Annotated in this window: 20 protein-coding genes and 1 tRNA gene; 8 read left to right on the plus strand and 13 right to left on the minus strand. The window is 69.8% G+C overall.

Features of this window, described 5'->3' with window-relative positions:
• Positions 1-4: 4 nt before the first annotated feature.
• Positions 5-856 carry a M24 family metallopeptidase gene (locus tag OG782_RS18670; protein WP_406452394.1) on the minus strand — a complete coding sequence of 284 codons (852 nt, stop codon included), beginning with the start codon at positions 854-856 and terminating at the stop codon, positions 5-7.
• Between the two features lie 262 nt (positions 857-1118).
• Here OG782_RS18670 and OG782_RS18675 point away from each other — a divergent pair, with 262 nt between their 5' ends.
• The 6 genes from OG782_RS18675 to OG782_RS18700 all read left to right on the plus strand — a co-directional run bounded on the left by OG782_RS18675 (position 1119) and on the right by OG782_RS18700 (position 6034).
• Positions 1119-2147 (plus strand): ABC transporter ATP-binding protein, encoded by a 1029-nt coding sequence (locus tag OG782_RS18675; RefSeq protein ID WP_406459146.1) that lies wholly within the window; start codon positions 1119-1121, stop codon positions 2145-2147.
• The gene (locus OG782_RS18680; RefSeq protein WP_406452396.1) at positions 2137-3045 is read left to right on the plus strand and encodes an ABC transporter permease; all 909 of its coding nucleotides are present in this window, start codon (positions 2137-2139) and stop codon (positions 3043-3045) included. The genes OG782_RS18675 and OG782_RS18680 overlap by 11 nt, the downstream gene beginning before the upstream one ends.
• Positions 3042-3953 (plus strand): ABC transporter ATP-binding protein, encoded by a 912-nt coding sequence (locus tag OG782_RS18685; RefSeq protein WP_406452398.1) that lies wholly within the window; start codon positions 3042-3044, stop codon positions 3951-3953. The genes OG782_RS18680 and OG782_RS18685 overlap by 4 nt, the downstream gene beginning before the upstream one ends.
• 28 nt (positions 3954-3981) lie before the next feature.
• Positions 3982-4701, plus strand: a complete 720-nt coding sequence (locus OG782_RS18690) for an ABC transporter permease (RefSeq protein ID WP_406452400.1) — start codon at positions 3982-3984, stop codon at positions 4699-4701.
• A 288-nt stretch (positions 4702-4989) separates the two neighbouring features.
• A complete protein-coding gene (locus OG782_RS18695) occupies positions 4990-5685 on the plus strand; it encodes a hypothetical protein (protein ID WP_406452402.1) in 696 nt (231 codons plus the stop codon).
• 261 nt (positions 5686-5946) lie between these two features.
• Positions 5947-6034 (plus strand) — tRNA-Ser (locus OG782_RS18700).
• A 75-nt stretch (positions 6035-6109) separates the two neighbouring features.
• Here the strand turns inward: OG782_RS18700 and OG782_RS18705 are convergent.
• The 9 genes from OG782_RS18705 to OG782_RS18745 form a co-directional block, all read right to left on the minus strand.
• On the minus strand, positions 6110-6907 hold the full coding sequence (locus tag OG782_RS18705; protein WP_406452404.1) for an HAD family hydrolase: 798 nt from the start codon (positions 6905-6907) through the stop codon (positions 6110-6112).
• Positions 6904-8193 (minus strand): serine--tRNA ligase, encoded by a 1290-nt coding sequence (serS, locus tag OG782_RS18710; protein WP_406452406.1) that lies wholly within the window; start codon positions 8191-8193, stop codon positions 6904-6906. Before serS ends, OG782_RS18705 begins: the two co-directional genes overlap by 4 nt.
• A 701-nt stretch (positions 8194-8894) precedes the next feature.
• Positions 8895-9830, minus strand: a complete 936-nt coding sequence (gene pheA, locus OG782_RS18715) for a prephenate dehydratase (RefSeq protein ID WP_406452408.1) — start codon at positions 9828-9830, stop codon at positions 8895-8897.
• 27 nt (positions 9831-9857) lie between these two features.
• Positions 9858-11213 carry an iron uptake transporter deferrochelatase/peroxidase subunit gene (gene efeB / locus OG782_RS18720; RefSeq protein WP_406452410.1) on the minus strand — a complete coding sequence of 452 codons (1356 nt, stop codon included), beginning with the start codon at positions 11211-11213 and terminating at the stop codon, positions 9858-9860.
• Between the two features lie 8 nt (positions 11214-11221).
• Positions 11222-13171, minus strand: a complete 1950-nt coding sequence (locus OG782_RS18725; RefSeq protein ID WP_406452412.1) for a copper resistance CopC/CopD family protein — start codon at positions 13169-13171, stop codon at positions 11222-11224.
• Between the two features lie 14 nt (positions 13172-13185).
• Positions 13186-13635 (minus strand): copper chaperone PCu(A)C, encoded by a 450-nt coding sequence (locus tag OG782_RS18730; protein ID WP_406452414.1) that lies wholly within the window; start codon positions 13633-13635, stop codon positions 13186-13188.
• Entirely contained in the window at positions 13632-14285 is a 654-nt protein-coding gene (locus OG782_RS18735) for an SCO family protein (RefSeq protein WP_406452416.1), read from the minus strand. Before OG782_RS18735 ends, OG782_RS18730 begins: the two co-directional genes overlap by 4 nt.
• A gap of 48 nt (positions 14286-14333) precedes the next feature.
• Positions 14334-15080, minus strand: coding sequence for a YcnI family protein (locus tag OG782_RS18740; RefSeq protein WP_406452418.1), 747 nt, complete (start codon positions 15078-15080; stop codon positions 14334-14336).
• Positions 15081-15247: 167 nt separating this feature from the next.
• Positions 15248-16066, minus strand: coding sequence for a hypothetical protein (locus OG782_RS18745; RefSeq protein ID WP_406452419.1), 819 nt, complete (start codon positions 16064-16066; stop codon positions 15248-15250).
• A 257-nt stretch (positions 16067-16323) separates the two neighbouring features.
• Between OG782_RS18745 and OG782_RS18750 the strand changes: the two genes are divergently transcribed.
• The gene (locus OG782_RS18750) at positions 16324-16974 is read left to right on the plus strand and encodes an ATP-binding protein (RefSeq protein WP_406452421.1); all 651 of its coding nucleotides are present in this window, start codon (positions 16324-16326) and stop codon (positions 16972-16974) included.
• A gap of 33 nt (positions 16975-17007) precedes the next feature.
• Here the strand turns inward: OG782_RS18750 and OG782_RS18755 are convergent, their stop codons facing one another.
• Together OG782_RS18755 and OG782_RS18760 are read right to left on the minus strand one after the other, a co-directional pair.
• Positions 17008-18471 carry an aminopeptidase P family protein gene (locus OG782_RS18755; protein WP_406452423.1) on the minus strand — a complete coding sequence of 488 codons (1464 nt, stop codon included), beginning with the start codon at positions 18469-18471 and terminating at the stop codon, positions 17008-17010.
• Between the two features lie 169 nt (positions 18472-18640).
• Positions 18641-20128, minus strand: coding sequence for a PP2C family protein-serine/threonine phosphatase (locus OG782_RS18760; RefSeq protein WP_406459148.1), 1488 nt, complete (start codon positions 20126-20128; stop codon positions 18641-18643).
• A 487-nt stretch (positions 20129-20615) separates the two neighbouring features.
• On the opposite strand from OG782_RS18760, the gene OG782_RS18765 reads away from it, so the two are divergent.
• A complete protein-coding gene (locus OG782_RS18765) occupies positions 20616-21335 on the plus strand; it encodes a bifunctional DNA primase/polymerase (RefSeq protein ID WP_406452425.1) in 720 nt (239 codons plus the stop codon).
• 910 nt (positions 21336-22245) lie between these two features.
• Here OG782_RS18765 and OG782_RS18770 read toward each other — a convergent pair.
• Positions 22246-23211, minus strand: coding sequence for a DUF5926 family protein (locus tag OG782_RS18770; protein WP_406452427.1), 966 nt, complete (start codon positions 23209-23211; stop codon positions 22246-22248).
• Positions 23212-23532 lie beyond the last annotated feature (321 nt).

A 23532-nucleotide genomic window follows, 5' to 3' on the forward strand; every position in this document is an offset into this window, starting at 1 on the left:
AGACTCACGCCGCCACCTTCTCCTCGGCCCAGCGCCGCACATGCGGCAGATCGTCGTCCAGCCAGAAGGCACTCTGCTCCGGATCCCGGGAGTCGGTGACGACCAGGATCTCCTCGAACTTCGCACCCGTACCCCGGAATCCGAGGTGGGGCTCGACCGCCCACAGGCCCGGCTGCGGGGGGTGATCGGAGAAGCGGTACGGACTCCAGAGCGGCGACCAGCCATCCCGGTGTCCGTGCACCGCGTCGCTCAGCAGCCCCTTGAGTGACTGGGTGCCGAACCCGAACACCTGGGGAGACCAACGGCGTTCGACGACCCTGTCGACCTTGTGGGCGATGACGCCGAAGGGGTAGGCGCGGTGCCGGTTGGCGTAACCCTGCCTGATCATCAGGCGTTCGACGTCCTCGTAGATCCCGCGCAGCGGGCGCCGCTCGCGCACCTCGCGCAGGATGAGCTCGCGGTGGGCCTCCAGGTCGGCGAGCAGCCGGTCGTGCAGCGGGTTGAGCCCGAGGCAGCCGGAGTATCCGATGTCCGCCGTGAATCCCTTGTACACCGGGGCCATGTCGAGGATGAACGGCATCCCCGGCTCCAGCTGCCGGTCGGTCGGGAAGAACTGCAGTGGGATCTTGAACCCGGTGAACGCCGTGCGGTCCCCGAACCAGGCGAAGGGGAGATGGAACCAGTCCCGCACCCCGCGCTCGCGCAGCCACTCGCGCTGCATCCGGGCCGCCTCCCGCTCCGTCACCCCCGGCTTCAGACGGGCGGCGACCGCTTCCGCACAGGCGTACGCGAGACGCTGTACTTCTCTGAACCCCTCGAGCTCCGGGGCTTGTTCGTCTTTCACTCGCGAAGCCATGCCACCGTCCGTTCCCTGCCGTGTGCGGTACGTGCCCGTAACGTGACACTGATGAATGTGACAATGTCCGGCGGCTACGTCAAGGGGTGTGCGGGAGCTGTGGACAACTCCGGGAGCGGTCCGCTCCACCGCGAGCCGCCGGCGCCGCGGTCCTCCTTCATGGGGTCCCCCTACGGGTCCGTACATCTGGAGTCTGACGGGAATCCAGCCGCCAGGTCTGACGACCGGTGTGGCCCGCGCCACTACCGTCGATGACGTGACTGTGATTGCGACCGAAAGCCTGAGCAAGCGGTTCCCCCGGGTGACCGCGCTTGACCGGCTCTCGTTGGACATCGGCCCCGGTGTGACCGGGCTGGTGGGCGCCAACGGAGCCGGCAAGTCCACGTTGATCAAGATCCTGCTGGGTCTGTCCCCCGCGACCGAGGGCCGGGCCGCGGTGCTCGGGCTCGACGTCTCGACCAGCGGCGCCGCCATCCGGGAACGGGTCGGCTACATGCCGGAACACGACTGCCTGCCGCCCGACGTCTCGGCCACCGAGTTCGTCGTCCACATGGCACGGATGTCCGGGCTGCCACCGACCGCCGCCCGTGAACGCACCGCGGACACCCTGCGCCACGTCGGCCTGTACGAGGAGCGCTACCGTCCCATCGGCGGCTACTCGACCGGTATGAAGCAGCGGGTGAAACTGGCCCAGGCCCTGGTCCACGACCCGCAACTGGTCCTCCTCGACGAGCCGACGAACGGACTGGACCCGGTCGGCCGCGACGAGATGCTCGGGCTGATCCGGCGGATCCACACCGACTTCGGCATCTCGGTCCTGGTCACGTCCCACCTCCTGGGCGAGCTGGAACGCACCTGCGACCACGTCGTCGTCATCGACGGCGGAGCGCTGCTGCGCTCCAGCTCCACCAGCGACTTCACCCAGACCACCACGACCCTCGCGGTCGAGGTCACCGACAGCGACACCCACCCCGACGGGACCGACGCCCTGCGGCAGGTCCTCACCGGTGCGGGGATCAAGCTGGTGGGGCTCGACGGACTGGACACGGAAGGGCTGCCCGGCGCGGGCCACATCCTGCTGATCGAGGCGACCGGCGAGGAGACGTACGACCTCGTCCGCGACACCGTCGCCGGCCTCGGTCTCGGCCTCGTCCGGATGGAACAGCGCCGCCACCACATCGCCGAGGTCTTCCGTACCGAAGAGGCACCGGCGGCTCAGGCCGTGGCGCAGAACGCGTCCGTGGCCGCCGGAGCCGTACAGCAGAAGGGGAGCGGTAGCGATGAGCACTGAGACCGGCGCCGCGACCGGGAGCGAGACCTCCCGGATCCACAACATCGGCTACCGCGCCTACGACGGCCCGCGGCTGGGACGTGCCTATGCCCGCCGCTCGCTGTACTCGCAGTCGCTGCGGGGCTCATTCGGACTCGGCCGCTCGGCCAAGTCGAAGGTGCTGCCCATGCTGCTGTTCGGCGTGATGTGCCTGGTCGCGGCGATTCTCGTGGCGGTCGCCATCGCCACTCCGAACGCGACGAAGCTGCCGATCCAGTACACCAGGTTCGCGATCTATCTGCAGGCCGTCATCGGTCTGTTCATCGCCGCGCAGGCGCCCCAGTCGGTCTCCAGGGACCTGCGGTTCAAGAGCGTCCCGCTGTACTTCTCCCGGCCGATCGAGCGCACCGACTACGTTCTCGCCAAGTTCGCGGCCATGGTCTCCGCGCTCCTCGTCCTCACCGGTGCGCCGCTGGTCATCCTGTACGTGGGTGCGCTGCTGGGGAAGTTCGACTTCGCCGACCAGACCAAGTGGTTCGCCCAGGGGATGGTGTCGGTGGCTCTGCTGTCCGTGCTCTTCGCCGGTCTCGGCCTGGTGATGGCCGCTCTCACCCCGCGGCGCGGCTTCGGCGTCGCGGCGGTCATCGCGGTGCTGACCATCACGTTCGGCGCCGTCAGCACGATCCAGGGCATCGCCTGGTCCACGGGGTCCACCGGCGCCGTGCCGTGGCTGGGGCTCTTCTCCCCGATCACGCTGGTCGACGGTGTACAGACCGCGTTCCTCGGGGCGACCTCCGCCTTCCCCGGAGGGGAAGGCCCGGGGGCCGGCGCAGGTGTGGTCTATCTGATCGTTGTTCTCGCGCTCGTCGCCGGCTCGTACGCCGTACTGATGCGCCGCTACCGGAGGGTCGGGCTGTGACCACCATCGAGATCGACCACACGTCCCGCTGGTTCGGCAATGTGGTCGCCGTCAACGACGTGAGCATGACCGTGGGGCCGGGCGTCACCGGTCTGCTCGGCCCCAACGGCGCCGGCAAGTCCACGCTGATCAACATGATGGCCGGATTCCTCGCCCCGTCGACGGGCACGGTCACGCTCGACGGCAAGGCGATCTGGCGCAATGAAGCCGTGTACCGGCAGCTCGGCATCGTGCCGGAGCGGGAGGGGATGTACGACTTCCTGACCGGCCGCGAATTCGTGGTGGCCAACGCCGAACTGCACGGCCTCGGCGACGCGGAGGCCGCCGCCGCGCTGGCCACGGTCCAGATGGAGTACGCGCAGGACCGCAAGATCTCCACGTACAGCAAGGGCATGCGCCAGCGCGTGAAGATGGCGTCCGCCCTGGTCCACAACCCGTCCGTGCTGCTGCTCGACGAGCCGTTCAACGGCATGGACCCGCGTCAGCGAATGCAGCTGATGGAACTGCTGCGACGGATGGGGGCGGAGGGCCGTACGGTTCTCTTCTCCTCCCACATCCTCGAAGAGGTCGAGCAACTCGCCTCGCACATCGAGGTGATCGTGGCCGGCCGGCACGCGGCGTCCGGTGACTTCCGGAAGATCCGCCGGCTGATGACGGACCGCCCGCACCGCTATCTCGTACGGTCCAGCGACGACCGCGCCCTTGCGGCCGCGCTCATCGCCGACCCGTCGACGGCCGGGATCGAGGTCGACCTCGGCGAGAACGCCCTGCGTATCCAGGCCGTCGACTTCGGACGCTTCACGACGCTGCTGCCGAAGGTGGCACGCGATCAGGGCATTCGCCTTCTGACCGTTTCGCCGTCCGACGAGTCCCTCGAATCGGTCTTTTCCTATCTCGTAGCGGCCTGAGTAGTGGCCTGAAAGGAGCTGTGACGTCATGTACGACCCCACAGTCGCCCGGCTCACCTACCGGGCCCTGCTCGGCCGGCGCCGGGCCGCCATCCTCTTCGTCCTGCCCGCACTTCTGATCGTCATCGCGGTGGCGGTACGGATGTTCGCCGGGGCCGACGACCAGGTGGCCTCGGACGTGCTGGGCGGCTTCGCCATCGCCACCATGGTGCCGCTGATCGGTGTGATCGCCGGGACCGGAGCCATCGGGCCGGAGATCGACGACGGTTCGATCGTCTATCTGCTGGCCAAGCCGGTGACCCGGCCGACGATCATCTTCACCAAGCTGATCGTGGCGATCGCGGTGACGATGGTGTTCTCGGCGGTCCCGACCCTGATCGCCGGCCTGATCCTCAACGGCAACGGCCAGCAGATCGCGGTGGCGTACACGATCGCGGCGCTGGTGGCCTCGATCGCCTACAGCGCGCTGTTCCTGCTGCTGGGCACGGTCAGCCGGCACGCGGTGGTCCTCGGACTCGTCTACGCACTGGTGTGGGAGGCCCTCTTCGGCAGTCTGGTGCCCGGTGCGCGCACGCTCAGCGTGCAGCAGTGGTCCCTCGCGCTGGCGGAGAAGGTGGGCGGGGGCGGCGCGATCACCTCCGACGTCGGGCTGCCGGTCGCGACGGTGCTCCTGGCCGGGGTCACGGTGGCGGCGACCTGGTACGCGGGCCAGAAGCTGCGCACCCTGAAGCTCGCCGGCGAGGAGTGAGCACAGAGGCCCAGCGATACGGCAACCCCCGCCCATCGGGCGGGGGTTGCCGTATATCGGACAGTCGCACGCGTGACTGTACGGTTATCGGCTCGTTGTCCGTGATGCGTGGAGGCAACTGGAATCTGTGGCGTCGAGCTTTCGTGAAATTCGGGAGAGCCGATGCGGTGAGGGAACACCCACCGGTCGGTCATTGAGTGAGTGGCAACCGTGAGCGTCCTCCGCCCCTGAGGCCCGGGGAGAGGGCTGTCAGTCCGGCACCGCATCCCACGAACGGAAGGCACGCCCATGCCCACGGAAGTCGCCCTGCTCGAATCACGCGCGCTGCGCGTCGAACAGATGGGGCGCGTCGACGTCCTGGACAAGGTGAAGGGCCTTGTCATGCTCCCGGACGGAGTTCACGTTCGCACCGAGGACGTGGCCAGGTACTTCGAAGTATCCACAGGCGCAGTCAGGAGGCTCACCGACCGGCACCAGGACGAGCTCGCGCAGAACGGGATGCGCGTACTGCGAGGCTCTGAACTGCGATCCTTCCATAGCGACATGGTGTCGCTATGGGGTGGTGAGCAGGCGGAAAGTTATCCACAGGCGGCTACTCAGCTCCGCCTCTACACCCGCAGGACCGTCCTCAACGTCGCCATGCTTCTTCGCGACAGCGACATCGCCCGATGCGTCCGTACGTATCTCCTCGACGCCGAGCAGGACCTGCGCGCGGGGTACGCCTCGCTCGAACACCGCGTCACCCGGGTCGAAAGCTGCCTCGCGGGAGTCGGCACCGCTCTGCAGGAGCTCGGGCCGGTCCTCAACCGGATGTCGCACCGGCTCGACGTCCTCGACCGGAGGCTGGAGGTCACGCATCAGGTGGTCGGCGCCATGAGCGTGCGGCTGGGCGGGGTGTCCGAGGACATCGTCCGGCTCGACGGGCGCATGGACGAGCTCGCACGCAACCTGAAGGACCTGAGCCGCCGCAACAGGAACCGCTGAGAAGACCCGATGGCCGGTGCCACCCGAAATCGGGTGGCACCGGCCATCGGGGGCACGGCACAGTAAGCAGTACGGCACACGCCGGGAACGAGCCCACAGACCGGGAGAGGAGCGCGGCGATGACCGAGAGTCCGAGTCCGTCGAGCTCCCAGCAGGGCGTGCCCGAGCGGGCACCGGAGTAGTCAGCGACTGCTCCGCCGAGCCGCTCCGAGCAGCACGCCCGGGCGGCCGTCCATGCGCATCGCGCACGGCCGCCCTCCCGGAGGATTGGCCGAGTGGTAAGGCAGCGGCTTGCTAAGCCGTCGTCGGGGCCGAAAGCCCCGCGCGCGTTCGATCCGCGCATCCTCCGCCGCAGGAACCCGGCCCCGCGGACGCCGCAAGGTCCCGGTCCCGAAGATGCCGCGGAAGTCGGCGCCGCCGACTCCTAGAGCAGCTGCTCCAGCACCACGGCGATTCCGTCGTGCTCGTTCGACGCGGTGATCTCCTGGGCGACGGCCTTCAGGTCCTCGTGCGCGTTGGCCATGGCCACACCGTGCTGTGCCCAGGCGAACATCGGGATGTCGTTCGGCATGTCACCGAAGGCGATCGTGTCCGCCGCCTTCACGCCCAGCCGGCGTGCGGCAAGCGAGAGGCCGGTGGCCTTGCTGAGCCCCAGCGGCAGGATCTCCACGACCCCGGGACCCGCCATGACCACGTCCACCAGATTGCCGACCGCCGACCGCGCGGCCTTCGCCAGCGCGTCGTCGTCCAGACCGGGGTGCTGTATGTAGACCTTGTTCAGCGGAGCGGACCACATCTCGGCCGGGTCCTCGACACGGACGGCCGGAAGCGGACCTTCCTGTACGCGGTAGCCCGGTCCGACCAGCACCTCGCCGTCGAGCCCGTCACGGCTCGCGGCCAGTGCCAGTGGACCGACCTCGGCCTCGACCTTGGACAGGGCGAGGCCGGCGAGCTGACGGTCCAGCGTCAGTGACGTCAGCAGCTTGTGCTCGCCCGCGTGGTACACCTGCGCACCCTGGCCGCAGACCGCAAGACCTTCGTAGCCCAGGTCGTCCAGGATGTGCCGGGTCCACGGGACGGCGCGGCCGGTGACGATGATGTGCGCCGCACCGGCCGCGGTGACCGCGGCCAGTGCCTCGCGCGTGCGCTCGGAGACCGTGTCGTCGTCACGCAGCAGCGTGCCGTCGAGGTCGGTCGCGACGAGCTTGTAGGGGAAGGTCACTTGGCGACCGGCTCGAGGAACTCGCGCCCGCCCAGGTACGGACGGAGCACCTCGGGCACCCGTACCGAACCATCGGCCAGCTGGTGGTTCTCCAGGATCGCCACAATGGTGCGCGGTACGGCGCAGAGCGTGCCGTTCAGCGTGGCCAGCGGCTGGAGGACCTTCTTGCCGTCGCGGTTGTCACGCATCCGGACGGACAGCCTGCGTGCCTGGAAGCCGCCGCAGTTGGAGGCGGAGGTCAGCTCGCGGTACTTGCCCTGGGTCGGGATCCAGGCCTCGCAGTCGAACTTCCTGGAGGCGGAGGAGCCCAGGTCGCCGGTGGCGACGTCGATCACCTGGAAGGGCAGACCCAGGGCCGTGAGCCACTGCTTCTCCCAGTCCAGGAGGCGCTGGTGCTCGGCCTCGGCGTCCGCCGGGTCGACGTACGAGAACATCTCGACCTTGTCGAACTGGTGGACGCGGAAGATGCCACGGGTGTCCTTGCCGTACGTACCGGCCTCACGGCGGAAGCACGGCGAGAAGCCGGCGTAGCGCAGCGGGAGCTTGTCCGCGTCGATGATCTCGTCCATGTGGTACGCGGCGAGCGGTACCTCGGAGGTGCCGACCAGGTAGTAGTCGTCCTTCTCCAGGTGGTAGACGTTCTCCGCGGCCTGGCCGAGGAAGCCGGTGCCCTCCATGGCGCGCGGACGGACCAGCGCCGGAGTGAGCATCGGGATGAAGCCGGCCTCGGTGGCCTGGGCGATCGCCGCATTGACGAGGGCGAGCTCCAGCAGCGCGCCGACGCCCGTCAGGTAGTAGAAGCGCGAGCCGGACACCTTGGCGCCGCGCTCCATGTCGATGGCGCCGAGAGCCTCGCCGAGCTCCAGGTGGTCCTTGGGCTCGAAGCCCTCGGCACCGAAATCCCTGATGGTGCCGTGCGTCTCGAGGACGACGAAGTCCTCCTCGCCGCCGACCGGCACGTCCGCGTGGACGATGTTGCCGAGCCGCAGCAGCAGGCTCTTGGTCTCCGCGTCCGCCTCGTCCTGAGCCGCGTCGGCCGCCTTGACGTCGGCCTTGAGCTGCTCAGCCTTCTTCAGGAGCTCGGCGCGCTCCTCCGGAGAGGCCTTGGGGATGAGCTTGCCGAGCGATTTCTGCTCGGAACGGAGTTCGTCGAACCGGACCCCGGACGACCTGCGCCGTTCGTCGGCGGAGAGAAGGGCGTCGACGAGTGCGACGTCCTCTCCACGGGCGCGCTGGGAGGCGCGAACACGGTCGGGGTCCTCACGAAGCAGGCGAAGGTCAATCACCCCTCCAGGCTACCGGTGTCGGCTTCGGTAGCTCGAACCGATATTGCCAAGCGTGTCACTTTGCCCGAATTGCCGGTATTGGTAATGCTGAAGGGGAATCGGTGATCGGCATTGGGTGACGTCGTCAAGAACGAGGTCCTATTCCCCTAAATGGGGCAGAAGGGCGCATGTCTCTTGACGTATCGGCCTTGCCTGGAAAGGGAGTTGGCTGCCGCTTGTCCACAGGAATGGGCAGTTCGCCAAAGTTATCCACAGCCTGTGAGGAAGTTCTGTGGACATGGAAGAGATCATTCCGAAAGCCCCGTGACGGCATGTGGATTCACCGCTCAAACCCGCTTCGCGTGCTCGTTCGGGTGGGAATTGCTCGCTCTAAAGAGTTGATCATCGGAATTGGACTGACACCACACGACCTGCCGGACTGTGGACGGGTCTGGGTGAGCTGGACGGATTTGTCGACCTTGTCGCATTGCGGTGTCGACTTGTCCCCAGGTCGAGACGTGCGCCTGTGGATAACTTGGGCGGTAGTGACAATCCGTTGATCGCACCAGCCGCACAGGCATGCGTCCGGCCGGCTCGGGGCCAGTCCTGCAAGCCGCCGAGCCGCCAGTCCCACAGAGCTGTTGGCGACCGAGCCGTCAGGCTCACCGAGCCGTTGGGCGACCGAGTCGGCAGGCTCACCGAGCCGTTGGGCGACCGGTCCGTCAGGCCCGGCCGTCCTGGTTCCGCGCCAGCCAGTCGGAGGCCTCCGTGAACGCCGCGTCCGATGTGCCCGCGCGCAGCGGACGCACATCCGCCGGCTCCACACCGGCTCGCGGATAGGAGCCGAGGAACCGCACCCTGGGGCAGATCCGCTTCAGCCCCATCAACGCCTCACCCACCCTGCGGTCGGAGATATGACCCTCGGCGTCCACCGCGAAGCAGTAGTTCCCGATCCCCGCACCCGTCGGCCGGGACTGGATCAGCATCAGGTTGACCCCGCGCACCGCGAACTCCTGGAGCAGTTCGAGCAGCGCGCCCGGGTGGTCGTCTCCCAGCCAGATGACCACGGAGGTCTTGTCCGCGCCGGTCGGCGCCGCCGGCCGGGCCGGCCGGCCGACCAGCACGAAGCGGGTCTGAGCGTTCTCCGCGTCATGGATCTCGGTCACCAGCGGTTCGAGGCCGTACGTCGCCGCCGCGAACTCCCCGGCGAAGGCGGCGTCATAACGTCCCTCCTGTACGAGCCGCGCGCCGTCCGCGTTGGAGGCCGCCGACTCCCACACGGCCTGCGGGAGATGGGCGGCCATCCAGTTGCGCACCTGCGGCTGAGCGGCAGGGTGTGCGGTGACCGTCTTGACGTCGGACAGCTTGGTGCCGGGCCGCACCAGCAGCGCGAAGGTGATGGAGAGCAGCACCTCGCGGTAGATCATCAGCGGTTCACCGCTGGTCAGCTGATCGAGGGTGGTGGTGATGCCGCCCTCGACGGAGTTCTCGATCGGTACGAGTGCCGCGGCGGCGGTGCCGTTGCGTACCGCGTCCAGGGCCGCCGGTACGGAGACCATCGGGACGAGTTCGCGGGTGGCGGCTTCCGGGAGCGTACGGAGGGCGACCTCGGTGAAGGTGCCTTCGGGGCCGAGATAGGCGTAGCGCGTGGCGGACATACCGTCACCCTAATGCGCCGTGGTGGCTCAGGACTCCAGCAGCCGCTGACCTACGTACTCCCCGTCCGCCGCACCGCCAGGCACCGCGAACAGACCGCTCGCCTCGTGGCGGAGGAACGGCGAAAGGGCGTCTCCCCGGTCGAGTTTCCGCTGCACCGGAACGAAGCCCCGCAGCGGATCCGCCTGCCAGCAGATGAACAGCAGCCCGGCATCCGGGGTGCCGTCCGCGGCGATGCCGTCGTGGTACGAGAACGGGCGGCGCAGCATGGCCGCGCCGCTGTTGCGCTCGGGGGAGGAGATCCGGGCGTGTGCGTTGTCGGGGATGAGGAGCTTGCCGCCGGGACCCGCCTTGTCGAGGTCCATCGCGGTGGTCTCGGTGCCGCCGCTGAGCGGGGCGCCGTCCGCCTTGCGCCGGCCGATGACTCGTTCCTGGCGCTCCACCGGGAGCTTCTCCCAGTCGTCGAGCAGCATCCTGATGCGCCGGACCACCGCGTACGAACCGCCCGCCAGCCAGTCGTACTTGGCGTCGCTGCCACCTGCCGGGACGAAGACGCGCCGGTCGAAGTCGTCGTCGGCGGGTTTCGGGTTGCCGGTGCCGTCGATCTGCCCCATGAGATTGCGGGCGGTCATCGGCTTCGTGGTGGCGCCGGGCGTGCGGTTGAAGCCGTTCATCTGCCAGCGCACGGTGGCCGTCGAAGCAGCCTCCTTCTGTACGGCCCGCAGAGCGTGGAACGCGACGAGCGCGTCGTCGGCGCCGATCTGCACCCAGAGGTCGCCGTTGGAGCGGGCGGTGTCGAGGTGATCGGAGGAGAACGGTGGCAAGGGGTCGAGTCCCGGTGGCCGGTGGTCCGCCAGGCCCGTGCGTTCGAAGAAGCCTGCGCCGAAGCCGAAGGTGACGGTCAGCGAGGACGGCCCGGCGTCCAGCGCGATGCCGGTGTCGTGCCCCGTGCCGTCCGCCGCGCCGCCCACGACGGGCTCGCCGGCCATCAGGCGCTGCGCCACGGCCGACCAGCGGCGCATCAGAGCGGCTGCCTCCTTGCGCCCGGCACCGGGGGACAGGTCGAAGGCGATGAGATGACCGCGTGCCTGAAGCGGAGTGGTGATCCCCGGTTGATGTTTCCCGTGAAACATCACCTCGGAGGAGCCGACGGAGGTCAGCGCTGTCGGTGCCTCGTCCCGCGTCGCGGCATAGCCGGCCGCGCCACCGGCCGCGCCGAGGACGAGACCGGTCGCCCCGGCCGCGCCCGCCGTGCCGAGCAGACGGCGCCGGGAGACCGTGCCGGCGGCCGGGGCGTCCGCGCCCCCGCCGGTGTGCCCGGTTCTGCTGCTCGTGCTGCCCGGCCCGCCGGTGTTGTTCCTGCTCTTCGCGCTGTTTCCGCTCACGGTCCCGCTCAGCCGATCTTCACGTTCTTGTCGACCGTCGTCTGGTCGATGTCCGAGGTCCGCACCGTCACCGCGACGTTCCAGTTGCCCGCGATCGGGATCTGGACGCCGGTGGCGGTCCAGTGCCCCTCCGTCAGCCGGACGGGGAGGGCCGGAAGGGGACCGATGTCCTTGGACTTCAGGGTGAAGGCGAGCTTCACCTCGGGGACGTCCATGGCCTTTCCGTCGATGCCGTCGATCCACAGATGGACCACGTTGGCTCCGGTGCGCCCCGGGTCGAGGTCCATTTTGACCGTGCCCTTGCCGTTCTTGCCGCCCGTGTCGAAGGGCAGGGTGAGATTGATGGGGCCGCTCGCAGCGGGCGCGGCGGCCGCGGTCGAGGAGCGCGCCGCCTCCTCCTCGGTACGGCCGGGCTCGGTCGAGGTCAGGATGGTGGTGACCGCCAGCAGTGCCACCGCGACGCCGACCTCGGCCAGCACCGAGCGGCGCAGGCCGGACCGGTCGGGGTCGGCGTCCCGTATCCGCTTCTTCTCGGCGGTTGCCACGGCGGCCTGCTGCCGGGCGAGCTGGGTGGCCCGGACCGGATCGTCGAGGCCGGCGGGTTCCGGTGATCCCGTCCCCTCCGCAGCCTCCGTGTCCGCCGCCCCGGTCGTGCCGGTCGGGGCGGCGTCGTCCACGCCCCCACCGACTGCCAGCCGCGCCGTCCACCGGCGCGAGATCCAGGCGACCCCGACAAGAACGGCGACGAGCCCCACCTTGACGAGGAGCAGCTGTCCGTATCCGGTGCCGGTCAGCGCGGACCAGGAACCGACCTGACGCCACGACTGGTAGATCCCGGTCGCGGTGAGTACGAGCACGCTGATGAACGCGATCCGGGAGAAGCGCCGTACTGCGGCGGCGGTGATGCCGGGCGTGCGGTACAGCGCGACCAGCAGGGCCGCCAGCCCGCCCAGCCAGGCTGCGACGGCCAGCAGGTGGAGCACGTCCACGGGCATGGCGATGCCCGGCTGGATCCCGGCCGACGCGTGCTCGGCAAGGGCCCAGGTCCCGGCGATCCCGGCGGCGATGACCGCGCCGCCGATGGCGAGGCCGAAGGTGAGGTCCTTCTTCTCGCGTTCGTCCTCGCGCTTCGCGTACGTGCCGAACAGCACCGCGATGAACAGCGCACTGGCGCCCAGCAGCAGCAGCCGCGAGACGAGCGCGGCGCCGGGCTTGGTGTCGAGGACCGCTTTCAGACCGTCGAGGTCGAAGGCATCGCCGAGCTTCCCGGAACCGGTGTAAGGGGTGCGCAGCAGCAGCATCGCGATCGTGGCCGCGGTGAGGGTCAGCCAGCCGCGGACGACGAGTCGCTGCAGCGGGCGCGCGCCCGCTCCGCGCTGCCAGCAGGCCAGCACGAAGGCGGCGCCGCCGACGAGCACGATGAATCCGGCGTACGCGGCGTAGCGCGCGATGCCGTAGAGCGTGCCGACGAGACCCCCGCCGGCCTCGTTGTCCGGGAGGGCGACGGTGGTCTCGGAGGGGGCGCCGATGGAGAACGTGAAGGCGCCGGAGACCGGATGGCTGTCGGCGGAGACGGCCTGCCAGGCGACGGTGTACGTGCCGTCGGGCAGTCCGGTGTGCAGCGTGACGCCGTACTTCACGGTGGAGCCGGCGCCCAGGTCGCGCGGGGCGCCCTCGGTGTCGGCGCGCTTGCCGTCGGGGTCCAGGATCCGGATGGAGCCCTCGCCCATGGCGACCTGTTCGGAGAAGGTGAGTGTGACCTCCTTGGGTGCGGCGGCGACCACCGCCCCGTCCTGCGGATCGCTCCCGGTGAGTGCGGCGTGGGCCGATGCGGGGCCCGCGACGGCCAGCAGCAGACCGAACACCATGCCGGCCAGGGCGGCAAGGAGTCCGGCCGCGGCGAGCGGCCGTCGTGCGGCGGACGGGGACGGCCCGAAGTGCGGGGCGGTGGCTGTCATGGTCGGTCAGTCCCTCACTGCTTCTTCGGGTTGTGGGTGGTCTCCTTCACGGGAAGGTCGACCTTGATGCGGCCGGCCTTCTCGAAGTGCAGTTCCACGGACACCTTCTCGCCCTGCTTGGGCTGCTGCTTGAGCTTCGCGAACATGATGTGGTTTCCACCGCGTTCCAGGTCCAGCTCACCGCCCGCCGGTACGTCGAAGGACGTCACCATGCGCATGGCCTGGTTCTTCGTCTCGTGGATCGTGACGTCGTCCGAGAGCGGGCTGGTGACCGAGGTGAGCCGGTCGCCGCTGCCGCCGTCGTTCCGTACGACGAGGAAGGCGGCTGCCATGTCGCTGACGGGCTGCGGCATGAACGCACCGCTGACCTTCAGTTCCGGCTTGCCGTCCGAGGACGAGCACCCCGCCAGCGTCAGGCCCGTGGAAAGGGCCAGGACGCCGGCGAGGGTGGTGCGGCGGTTCACGGATTCTCCCCCTTGACGATCTTGGGGAGGTCCTTGGTGTAGTCGTCGGGCGTGGTGTCCTCGCTGTACAGCACGTACCCCTTGTCGGTCTTCGGGGAGAACGCGATGACCTGGGATCCGTGCATCGAGACGACCGTGCCGTCCTTCTCCTTCTTCGGAGCGTCGATCCCGATGCCGATCTGCCGTGCGCCCGCCTGGATGGTCGGGAAGTCGCCGGTGAGACCGACGAAGGACGGGTCCTGGGCCTTGAGCCAGCTGCCCAGTGAGGACGGGGTGTCCCGCTCCGGGTCGGTGGTGACGAACACGACCTGGAGCTTGTCCTGGTCGGCCTCGGGAAGAGCCTTCTTGGCGATCGCGATGTTGCTCATGATGAGCGGGCAGACGTCGGGGCAGTTGGTGTAGCCGAAGTAGATGAGCGTCGGCTTGCCCTTGGTCTGCTCGCGCAGGTCGTACTTCTTGCCGTGGGTGTCGGTCAGGACGAGATCAGGCTTGGTGAACGGCTGGTCGAGCACCGTCGCGGCCTGGGTCTTCGCTTCCACCGAAACGTCGGCGATCGGCTTCTTGCCGTCGTTGTCACTGCCGCCGCAGGCGGACAGGGTGAGCGTGGCCGCGACGACGAGCGCCGCGGCCAGCACAGACTTCTTAACCATGGAGCTGATTCCTGGAGGGTCGGTGTAACGGGTGGGGCTTCGGGGCGGTCAGGCGGTACGCCGGCGGCCGGCCAGGACGCCGAAGGCGACGCCTGCGGCACCGACGACGATGCCGACGACGCCGAGGACCCGGGCCGTGGTGTCACTGGAGGAGGACGATGCCGAAGCCGTCGTCTGCTCGTCCTTCGCGTGGTCACCGGCCGCGTTCTTGTCGGCGGAGTCGGAGCCGGAAGCGGCAGGAGCGCCGTGTGCGTCGTCGGTCGCCGCCGTCAGCTTGAGGACCGGTGCGGGGCTCTCGGGCTCCTGGGCCCCGTCCTTCTGCTCCTCGATCCAGCGCACGACCTGCTTGTTGTCGTACGTCTGGATGGCCTTGAACACCAGTTGGTCGGCGTCCTCGGGGAGCTGGCCGACGGAGAGCGGGAACTGCTGGAAGCGGCCGGGCCCGATCTTGCCGCCGTCCGCGGTCCAGGTGACCTTGGAGACGGCCTCGTTGATCTTCTTGCCGTGCATGTCGAGCGGCTTGGCCAGCTTGCTCTTGGTGACCTCGATGTTCCAGCCGGGCACCGGCTGCGGCATGACGGACGCCAGCGGGTGGTCGGTCGGGAAGTTGACCTCGAGCTTGGTCGTCGAGGCGTCGTCGCGCTCGTTGGGGACCTTGAAGTTGATGACGGCGTACCCGCCCTTGGCGGCCTCGCCCTGGGGCTGGACGCTGACGTGGGCGGAGGCCGTACCGGCGAGGAGCAGCACGGAGGACGCGGCGACGCCGCCGGCGAGGGCGATGCGGGAAATGTTCATGGCAGGGATCACTCCACAAGGCACGAAGGGAAAGGTGCTCCGGCGCGCGGATGCGCACCGGCATCGCGACACCTCTTCCTCACGAGCGGCGTGCGTACGGCGTCCGTGCCCGCACCGCAGGGGGTGCGTGGCAGGGGCCGTGCGTGCATCGCGTGGAGGGCGTCGCGTCAGGCTGCGAGGGCGAGTACGGGAGGCGGCCCGCGCCTGATCACCATGTGCTGCAAGGGATCCCCGGTGGCCGGGTGCACTGCGTCCACGGCGGTACGGGGGATGCGCGGACCGGTTGTCGGTCCGCCGGGGAGGCCGGCGCGCAGGGCGGCCACGAGCGCGAGCGCGGCCCGCAGGGCACGCAGCCGGGCCCCGGCCGCGACCTGCTGGGCGCCGTGCGCCGACAGCCGGGCGAGCCGGAACAGGGCGATCTCGCCGCGCCGCAGCAGCCACCCGGTGGCCAGCGCGGCCAGCAGGTGACCGAGCAGCATGGGCAGGCCGGGCAGCATGCCGGCGAGGCCGGCCGTACCCGTGCCGAACATCCCGCCGGAGGCCGTGGCGGCGATGTGCTGATGGGGCTGCCCGGCCACCGACACCGGGTCGATGCCCGCGGTCGTGACGATGCGATGGGCGTCGCTCGCGTTCAGCCGGCCCGGCCCCGCGCCGCAGACGAGGTTCGCTGCGAACCGGATGAGCGCGTCGTCATCGCCCGTTGCCCGGGGCGAGGCGGTGTGCGTGCCCATGCCGAAGAGGGTGTGCAGGGCGATCTGTCCGCCGGCGAGAGCGGCGGCGATGGACGGCAGCGAACGTTCGCGTCCCGCGAGGGGTGCCGCCACCGCGAGGATTCCGAGGAATCCGGCGAGCAGGGTCCACCCGGGGACGGCCGTTCCGGCGGCCAGCGCATGCCCCGCAGCGGACAACGCAACGCAGACCGCGGCGAACACCGCGGCCCTCAGCAGCCGTAGACCGGCTCCGGCGCGTCCCACAGACGTAGACATGGCCGGGACATCATCGCACTGGGCCCCCCGCCTCCGTACGGCAGGTCCGGAAGGTCGCCTTCCGCCCGAATGACCGTGCGCCGGGCTGTTCGGACTGGTTACTGACGGGGCAGAACGGTTGTGTGGGCCGGGGATGCACAGGTGTGGCGAGCATGGGTATCCGCCGAATGAGCGGTCTCACACCCCGTCCGTGCTTACGAATGGCCCCGGGCGGCAATACGTATCGGTATGTCGAGCCGCAGCCAGGAGGCTGGAGCATGAGCATCTGGTGGTCACTCCATTTGCGGCGCGAGGCTGCGAGCGTTCCGCTCGCCCGTCGGTTCCTGCTCGGGACGATGGAATCCGCGGGCGTGGACCCGGACATCTCCTTCGACCTGTCGGTCGCGCTCAGCGAGGCCTGTGCGAACGCGGTCGAGCACGGCGGGGCCCATGGCGGCCCGGGCGATGCCGGGGACTTCCGGGAAAGCTGGGAGGACCCGTCCGGCACGGCCTGCGGGCAGTACCGGGTCACCGCATATCTGGACGGCGAGACCTGCCGGATCGAAGTCGCCGATTCCGGGCCCGGCTTCCCCGCGCGGCGCGTGCTTCGCAATGCCGCACAGCACCACGAACCACAGCAGCAGCTGCGTCAGCACGAAGCACACCAGCAGGACCAGCCACAGGGGCCGTACGAGGCGCAGCCGCCCGTACCGAAGCGGCAGCACGCACCGCAGCACGCATCGCATCCGCTGGAGCCGCAGTACGCGCAGTACCCGCCGCTCACCGCCGAGGACGGGCGGGGCCTGTGCCTGATCGAGCAGCTCGCCGATCACGTCCACTTCGGCAACCGGCCGGGTCGCGCCGGCGCGGTGGTGAGCTTCGACAAGGTCCTGAAATGGCGGGAGGGCGCCCTGCTCATGGTGTCCTGAGCGGGGCGTCCTCCGGCGCGTGGAGCGGGCGGGTCAGCCCTTGAGCCGGGCCATCCACGCCTCGACCTCGTCGGCCTGCCGCGGCAGCTTGTCCGAGAGGTTCAGGTTGCCGTCCTCGGTGACGAGGATGTCGTCCTCGATCCGGACACCGATGCCGCGGTACTCCTCGGGCACGGTCAGGTCGTCGGCCTGGAAGTAGAGGCCGGGCTCGACCGTGAGGCAGACCCCGGGCTCCAGCGTTCCGTTGACGTACGACTCGGTCCGCGCGGCGGCGCAGTCGTGGACGTCCATGCCGAGCATGTGGCCGGTGCCGTGCAGGGTCCAGCGGCGCTGGAGACCCAGCTCCAGGACCTTGTCCACGGACAGGTCGCCGAGCAGACCCCACTCGACGAGCTTCTCGGTGAGGACGCGCTGCGCCGCGTCGTGGAAGTCACGGAAACCGGCGCCGGGCCTCACCGCGGCGATACCGGCCTCCTGCGCCTCGTACACCGCGTCGTAGATCTTCCGCTGGAGCGGCGTGAACGTGCCGCTGATGGGAAGGGTGCGGGTCACATCGGCGGTGTAGAGGTCGTTCGTCTCCACACCGGCGTCCAGGAGCAGCAGCTCGCCCGAACGCACCGCGCCGTCGTTGCGCACCCAGTGCAGCGTGGTGGCGTGCGGGCCGGCGGCGCAGATCGAGCCGTAGCCGATGTCGTTGCCCTCGATGCGGGCGCGGAGGAAGAAGGTTCCCTCGAGGTAGCGCTCGCTCGTCGCCTCGGCCTTGTCGAGGACCTTCACGACGTCCTCGAAACCGCGCGCGGTGATGTCGCAGGCCTTCGCCAGCTCGGCGATCTCGAAGGCGTCCTTGACCACGCGGGCCTCGGAGAGGAAGACCCGCAGCTCCTCGTCGCGCTCCGCGGTGACCTTGTCGGTCAGAGCGGCCTCGATGCCGGCGTCGTGGCCGCGGACGTTACGGACCGGGCCGGTGGCCTCGGTCAGTGCGGCGGGCAGCTCGCGCACGTCCTTCGCCGGGATGCCCAGCAGCTGCTCGGCCTCGGTGAGGGAGTGACGGCGGCCGACCCACAGCTCGCCCTGGCCGTCGAGCCAGAACTCGCCGTTCTCACGGTTGGAGCGCGGCAGCAGGTAGACGGTCGCCTCGTGGCCGTCGCCCTTCGGCTCCAGGACGAGGACGCCGTCCTGGGTCTGGTCGCCGGTGAGGTACGCGTACTCGGTGGAGGCGCGGAAGGCGTACTCGGTGTCATTGGACCGGGTCTTGAGCCGGCCTGCGGGAATGACCAGCCGCTCGCCCGGGAAGCGTGCGGACAGGGCGGCTCGGCGGTCGGCGGTGTGCGCGGCCTGGGCGATCGGCTCCAGACCGTGCAGCTCGGTGTCGGCCCAGCCGGACTTCATACTTGCGGCGAGCTCATCGGAGACGCCCGGGTACAGGCCGTTCTTCCGCTGCTTGACCGTCTCTGCCTCTTCGGTCTCCGGGGTCTCCGGGGTGAGCTCCTCAGACACGACTTGTCTCTCCTTGATACGACGCTGGACCCCCTCCATCGTACGGGCGTACGGAAGGGGGCCCAGGGCCGGAAGACCTCTTACACATCAGGGATCGTTTACACCCGAGGGACCGCTTGCGCACCAGGAACCTCTACGCCCGAGGGGCGGGGCCGTGGCGCGCAACGGCTCAGTCGAAGCGGGCCGCCAGCACGACCACGTCCTCGGTGCCGTCGTTCCGGTCGATCCCGTCGGGCAGCACGGTGCGTACAACGTGGTCGGCCACCGATCCGGCGTCGTGGCGCAGCGCCTTGGGGACGCTCGCCGCCGCCGAGTGGAGCCGCGCGAACGCCCGGTCCATCGAGTCGCCGGTGCGGCGCAGCAGACCGTCGGTGTACAGCAGCACGGTCTCGCCGGGTGCCGGGGCGATCTCCACGCTGGGCGCCTCCCAGCAGGCGAGCATGCCCAGGGGCGCGGACAGGGTGGTCTCGACGTACTCGGTACGCCGGTCGCCGATGATCAGCGGCGGGGTGTGTCCGGCGCCGGCCAGCACGATCTTGCGGCGGGCGGGTTCGCAGTAGGCGAAGAGCGCGGTCGCTGAACGCGCGGGCTCGGTCAGCCGCAGCAGCAGCTCGAGGTCGGAGAGTACGGCGACCGGATCCTCGCCCTCCATCACCGCGTACGCGCGCAGACTGGCGCGCAGCCGCCCCATGGCGGCCAGGGCGCTGGGCCCGGAACCGCTCACCGAGCCGACGGCGAGGCCGAGTGCGCCCTCCGGGAGCGCCAGCGCGTCGTACCAGTCGCTGCCGCCCTGCGGAGCGGTCTGGTGGCGTACGGCCAGCTGGACACCGGGCACGCGGGGCAGCCTGCTGGGCAGGAGTTCCTCCGTGACGGTGGCGACGTCGGCCCTGGCCCGTTCCAGCTCCAGCAGCCGGGCCAGATGTTCGGCGGCGTATCCGGCGTACAGGCCGATGAGATGGCGCTGGCGCTCCAGCGGTTCGGCGGGTTCGTCGTAGAGCCAGACGGCGGCGGCGAGGCGTCCGGTCCGCTCGGTGGTGATCGGCAGCGCGTAGCTGGCGGCGTAGCCCAGCTGGGCGGCGACCTCGCGCCTGCGGGGGTCCAGGCTGGTGTCGCCGAGCAGGTCGGGGGTGGTGAGGGGGCCTTCGGCGTTGGGCAGGCCTTCCAGGACGCGGCCGTAGGAGGTGGCGCTGCGCGGCACCGTCTCGATCTGGCCGAGTTCCGCGTGGGCCAGCCCGAGACCGATGGTGCTGACGGGGCCGCGGCGGTCGGACGGTTCGAACACGATCAGCCCGCGACGGGCGCCGACCAGAGCCGCCCCGGCATCGAGGAGCTCGTGCAGCGCGTCGTCGAGGGTGCTGGTTCCGGCCAGCCGCTCGGTGAGCTCGTGCAGCGTGGTGAGGTCGGAGACCCAGCCCGCCAGACGGTCCTGGATGAAGGCACCTGGTGCGGCGGGCACCTCTGAGAGAGGCCCGGCAGTCTGCGTCGAAACCGGAACTGTGGGATCGATTCCAGCCACTTTCGGCAAGTGCGGGGCACTCATGGTCGTCCGCTTTCCGACCGGTGTGTTCTGTCGAATAGCATCGCAAACCCCCATGTCATTCTGCGCCGCTACCAGTGCATCCACATGTACACGTACAAGTAAGGCGATGTCCAGCATTGTCCCCACGGGATTTGTGGTGTCCACGTGATAACTAAGTTGGCCAAAAAATGCACCCCGGGGTCCCTATTTACGGTCGACTGGGTCTGCCCAACGGGGTTCGGCCCTTGGGGCGAGGTCCCAGGGGGAGCGTCATTCCGGGCATGCTGGGTACGTAAATCGGTAGATGGCCAGGGGCGGTTCCGACCGCTCCAGGAACCTGGCAGCGGGCCCGGACGTCCTCACTGGTGACGGCCACGCCCCACCCCCGAGTGGCGAGTTTGTACGCACGGACGGCAGGCGCGGTACGCGCCCTGCACCTCGCCATGATTTCGACTGGAACCAGCTCGATTCGGCTCAGCACGGCTCAGCTCACGCTCGGTACGACGACCAACCCGTACCGCAGGCTCGACGAGCATGTACACACAGTGAAGATCCGCACGCATGGTGCGACGCACGCATGGTGTGATGCGGACCCTCGGCGTTCAACGGAAAGGAACGAGCGCTCATGCGCGAGATCCTCGGAAGGCGACGCAGGATCCGGTTCGGACGCAGGGGCGGGCCCGCCCGGCTCGACGCGGCCCTGACCTGTGCCACGGCATGGCGGTGGCCGGTGCTCCCCGGGGTGGGGCTGCAGGCGGCCGACAGTCGCGGTGACCGTGCCCGTGGCTGCGCCTGTCCCGACCCCGAGTGCGCCGTGCCCGGCGCGCACCCCTTCGACCCCGGACTGCTCGCCGCGACCACCGACGCCCGGATGGTGCGCTGGTGGTGGACCAACCGGCCCACGGCGCCGGTGCTGCTCGCCACGGGCGGGCGCGCGCCGTGTGCGCTGAGCCTGCCGGCCGTGGCCGGTGCCCGGGCGCTGGCCGAGTTCGACCGGACGGGGCTGCGGCTGGGCCCGGTGGTGGCGACGCCGACCCGTTGGTCGCTGCTGGTCGCTCCGTACACCCTCGAACGGCTCGGTGAGCTGCTGTACGCCCAGGACTGGGTGCCCAGCTCGCTGCGGTTCCACGGTGAGGGCGGCTACCTCGTCCTTCCGCCGTCCGAGATCGGCGCGGGGCAGGTGCGCTGGGAACGGGCGCCGGAGCGGGGTTCCCGGCTGCGGCTGAACGGCGGCCGGGCCCCGGCGGACGCCGCGCCGTGGCTGCCGGACGTGGGGGTGGTTCTGGACGCACTGGTCGAGGCGAGCACCGGCGCGCCGGACGGTGGAAGCAGACTCACCCACTGACTGCCGGTGCGGGGTTCTGTCGGCGTGGGGGTCTGCCGGTGCGGGGCGTCGTGATTCCGGCGCACCGTCAGGGAGGCGTGCGGGCGTGTTCTTCTCGGCTTGCTTTCATTGCCGAGTACGCCGAATCTCTGCCGAATCTCTGCCGGATATCCGCTGGATCTCTGCGACTCCTCTGCGGCTTCTCTGCCGGATCTCTGTCGAATGCCTGTCGGATCCCCGGTGTATCCCTCGGCTGATCTCCGGCCGATCTCCTGCGTATCCCTTTCGCCCGGGGCGGCTGATGCGGATACCCGGGTCCATGCAAAGCAAGCCGATGCAAAGTGGGTCGGCAGCCGACTTTCTGATGACCCTTCCGATTTTGTTCGAATCATTTTCGAGGACCGCTTCGAGGGCTGCTCCGAGGACCGCTTCGACGCCCCTGCGACGGTCTCTTCCGATGCTGTTCCGGGACGCGTTGGGTAAGGGGCGAGCGTGGAACTCTGTCCGGTTCCGGCCGCTCTCCCGGTGCGCCGCCGGCCGGGCCGGAGTCAACCGGGGCTGATCGGCGCCGGGTTGACGCAGGGCCACCGCTGGCCCGCCGCTGGGCCACCGCGTCGGAGGCCGTTGCTGTGAGCCGTCGGAGGGTCAGGTGCGGGCGAGTGCGGGGGTGGTACGGCCGAGGGGCTCACTCGGGGACCAGTGGCAGGTCTGTACGCGGCTTGTGCGCCGTGTGGCGCGCCGTGCGCGCCGTACCCGGAAATGAGGATGCCCGATCGCTGGCGACGGGGGATGCACCAGCGACCGGGCTTCTAGAACGGTAACAAGAGATCTGCCGTTCGCAAATTCGATCTCGCGTATTCGGACAGCGATTTACCTATGAGTACGGCGAGTTGTGACGCGGGTCACCATGCGGTGCGGGTGATGGTCACTGTCAGCTGAGGGTCACTTGGCGGTTGGTGAGCCCCCCACGAGCCCGCCGCTCCTCGGCGGTGAGCGGTGCGTCCGACGCGAGCGCCGTCGCGAGCCGCTCCGCGAACTGCGCGGCGGGCTTCTCGCAGTCATCCGCGCCCATCGCGCTCGGCAGGTCCCAGACCGGGACCATCATCCCGTGCGCACGGAAGGAGCCGACCAGCCGGGTTCCCTCGCCGAGCGAAGAGGCACCGGCGGCGTGCAGCCGGGCGAGTGCGTCGAGGAGCTGCTCCTCGGGGTGCGGCATGACCCAGCGAAGGTGGTTCTTCTCCGGGGTCTCGCACCAGTACCCGGCGTCCACCCCGGAGAGCAGGACGGTCGGGATCGCGGCATCGTTCGCCCGCTCCAGGGAAGCGGACACCTCGGACGTGGCGTTCTCCGCGTCCGGCACCCAGAACTCGAAGCCGGAGTGCACGACGGGCTCGAAGGGCGCACCGGCGTCCAGGAGATCCTGGAGCCGCGGACCGTCCGCCGGAACGCGCCGGGCCGCGACGGGCGAACCGGGCTCCGCCTCGAGTGCCCGCTGCAGGGTGTCCGCGAGGTCGCGGCTGAGGTCTCCGGAAGAGGTGTCGTTCTGCAGGGCGAGCAGAACGGAACCGTCGTCGCGGCGCAGCGCGGGCCACGCCATCGGAAGAACGGTCGCGAGCGTCACCGACGGCACACCCTCGGGCAGTCCGCCCTTCAGCGTCAGTTCGACCGTGGCGGCGGGTACCAGCTCGCGCAGCGCGACCCAGTCGCACTCGCCGGCCAGGCCCTCGAAGGGGCGCTGGACCAGCTCGGCCACGGCCTGGGCTGCGGCCCGGCCGTGACAGGCCTTGTAGCGGCGGCCCGAACCGCACGGGCAGGGCTCACGAGCCCCGACCACCGGGATCTCGCCGTCCTGGAGCTGCTGCTTCCCGGCCTTGGTCTGAGGGCGCTTCTTCGCCATGGTGGGCTTTCTCCCGATTGCGACAGTGCGGTCTGGGCCGCGAGCCTAGCCGCCCTTGCGGCGTCCGGGGCACAGCCGCCCTTGCGCCGGTGGACGCGGGTACGGGAACACCGCTGCGCGAGGCGCGTCCGCCGGGTCCGCGCCCCCGCTCCGGGGCGCGGCATCGTACGGCTCGGGGGGTCAGCCCGCGTCGTCGAAGGCGTCGGCGAAATCCAGTCCGTCGAACCCGGGCACGCCCGCCGCGCCCGAGCCGCCGCCCCTTGCCCCCGAACCGCCCACCGCCGCGCCCGAGCCACGCCCGCCTGTGCCGGAGCCACGTAC

Origin of the sequence: Streptomyces sp. NBC_00876, from assembly GCF_045207435.1 — a bacterium.
Classification (GTDB): domain Bacteria; phylum Actinomycetota; class Actinomycetes; order Streptomycetales; family Streptomycetaceae; genus Streptomyces.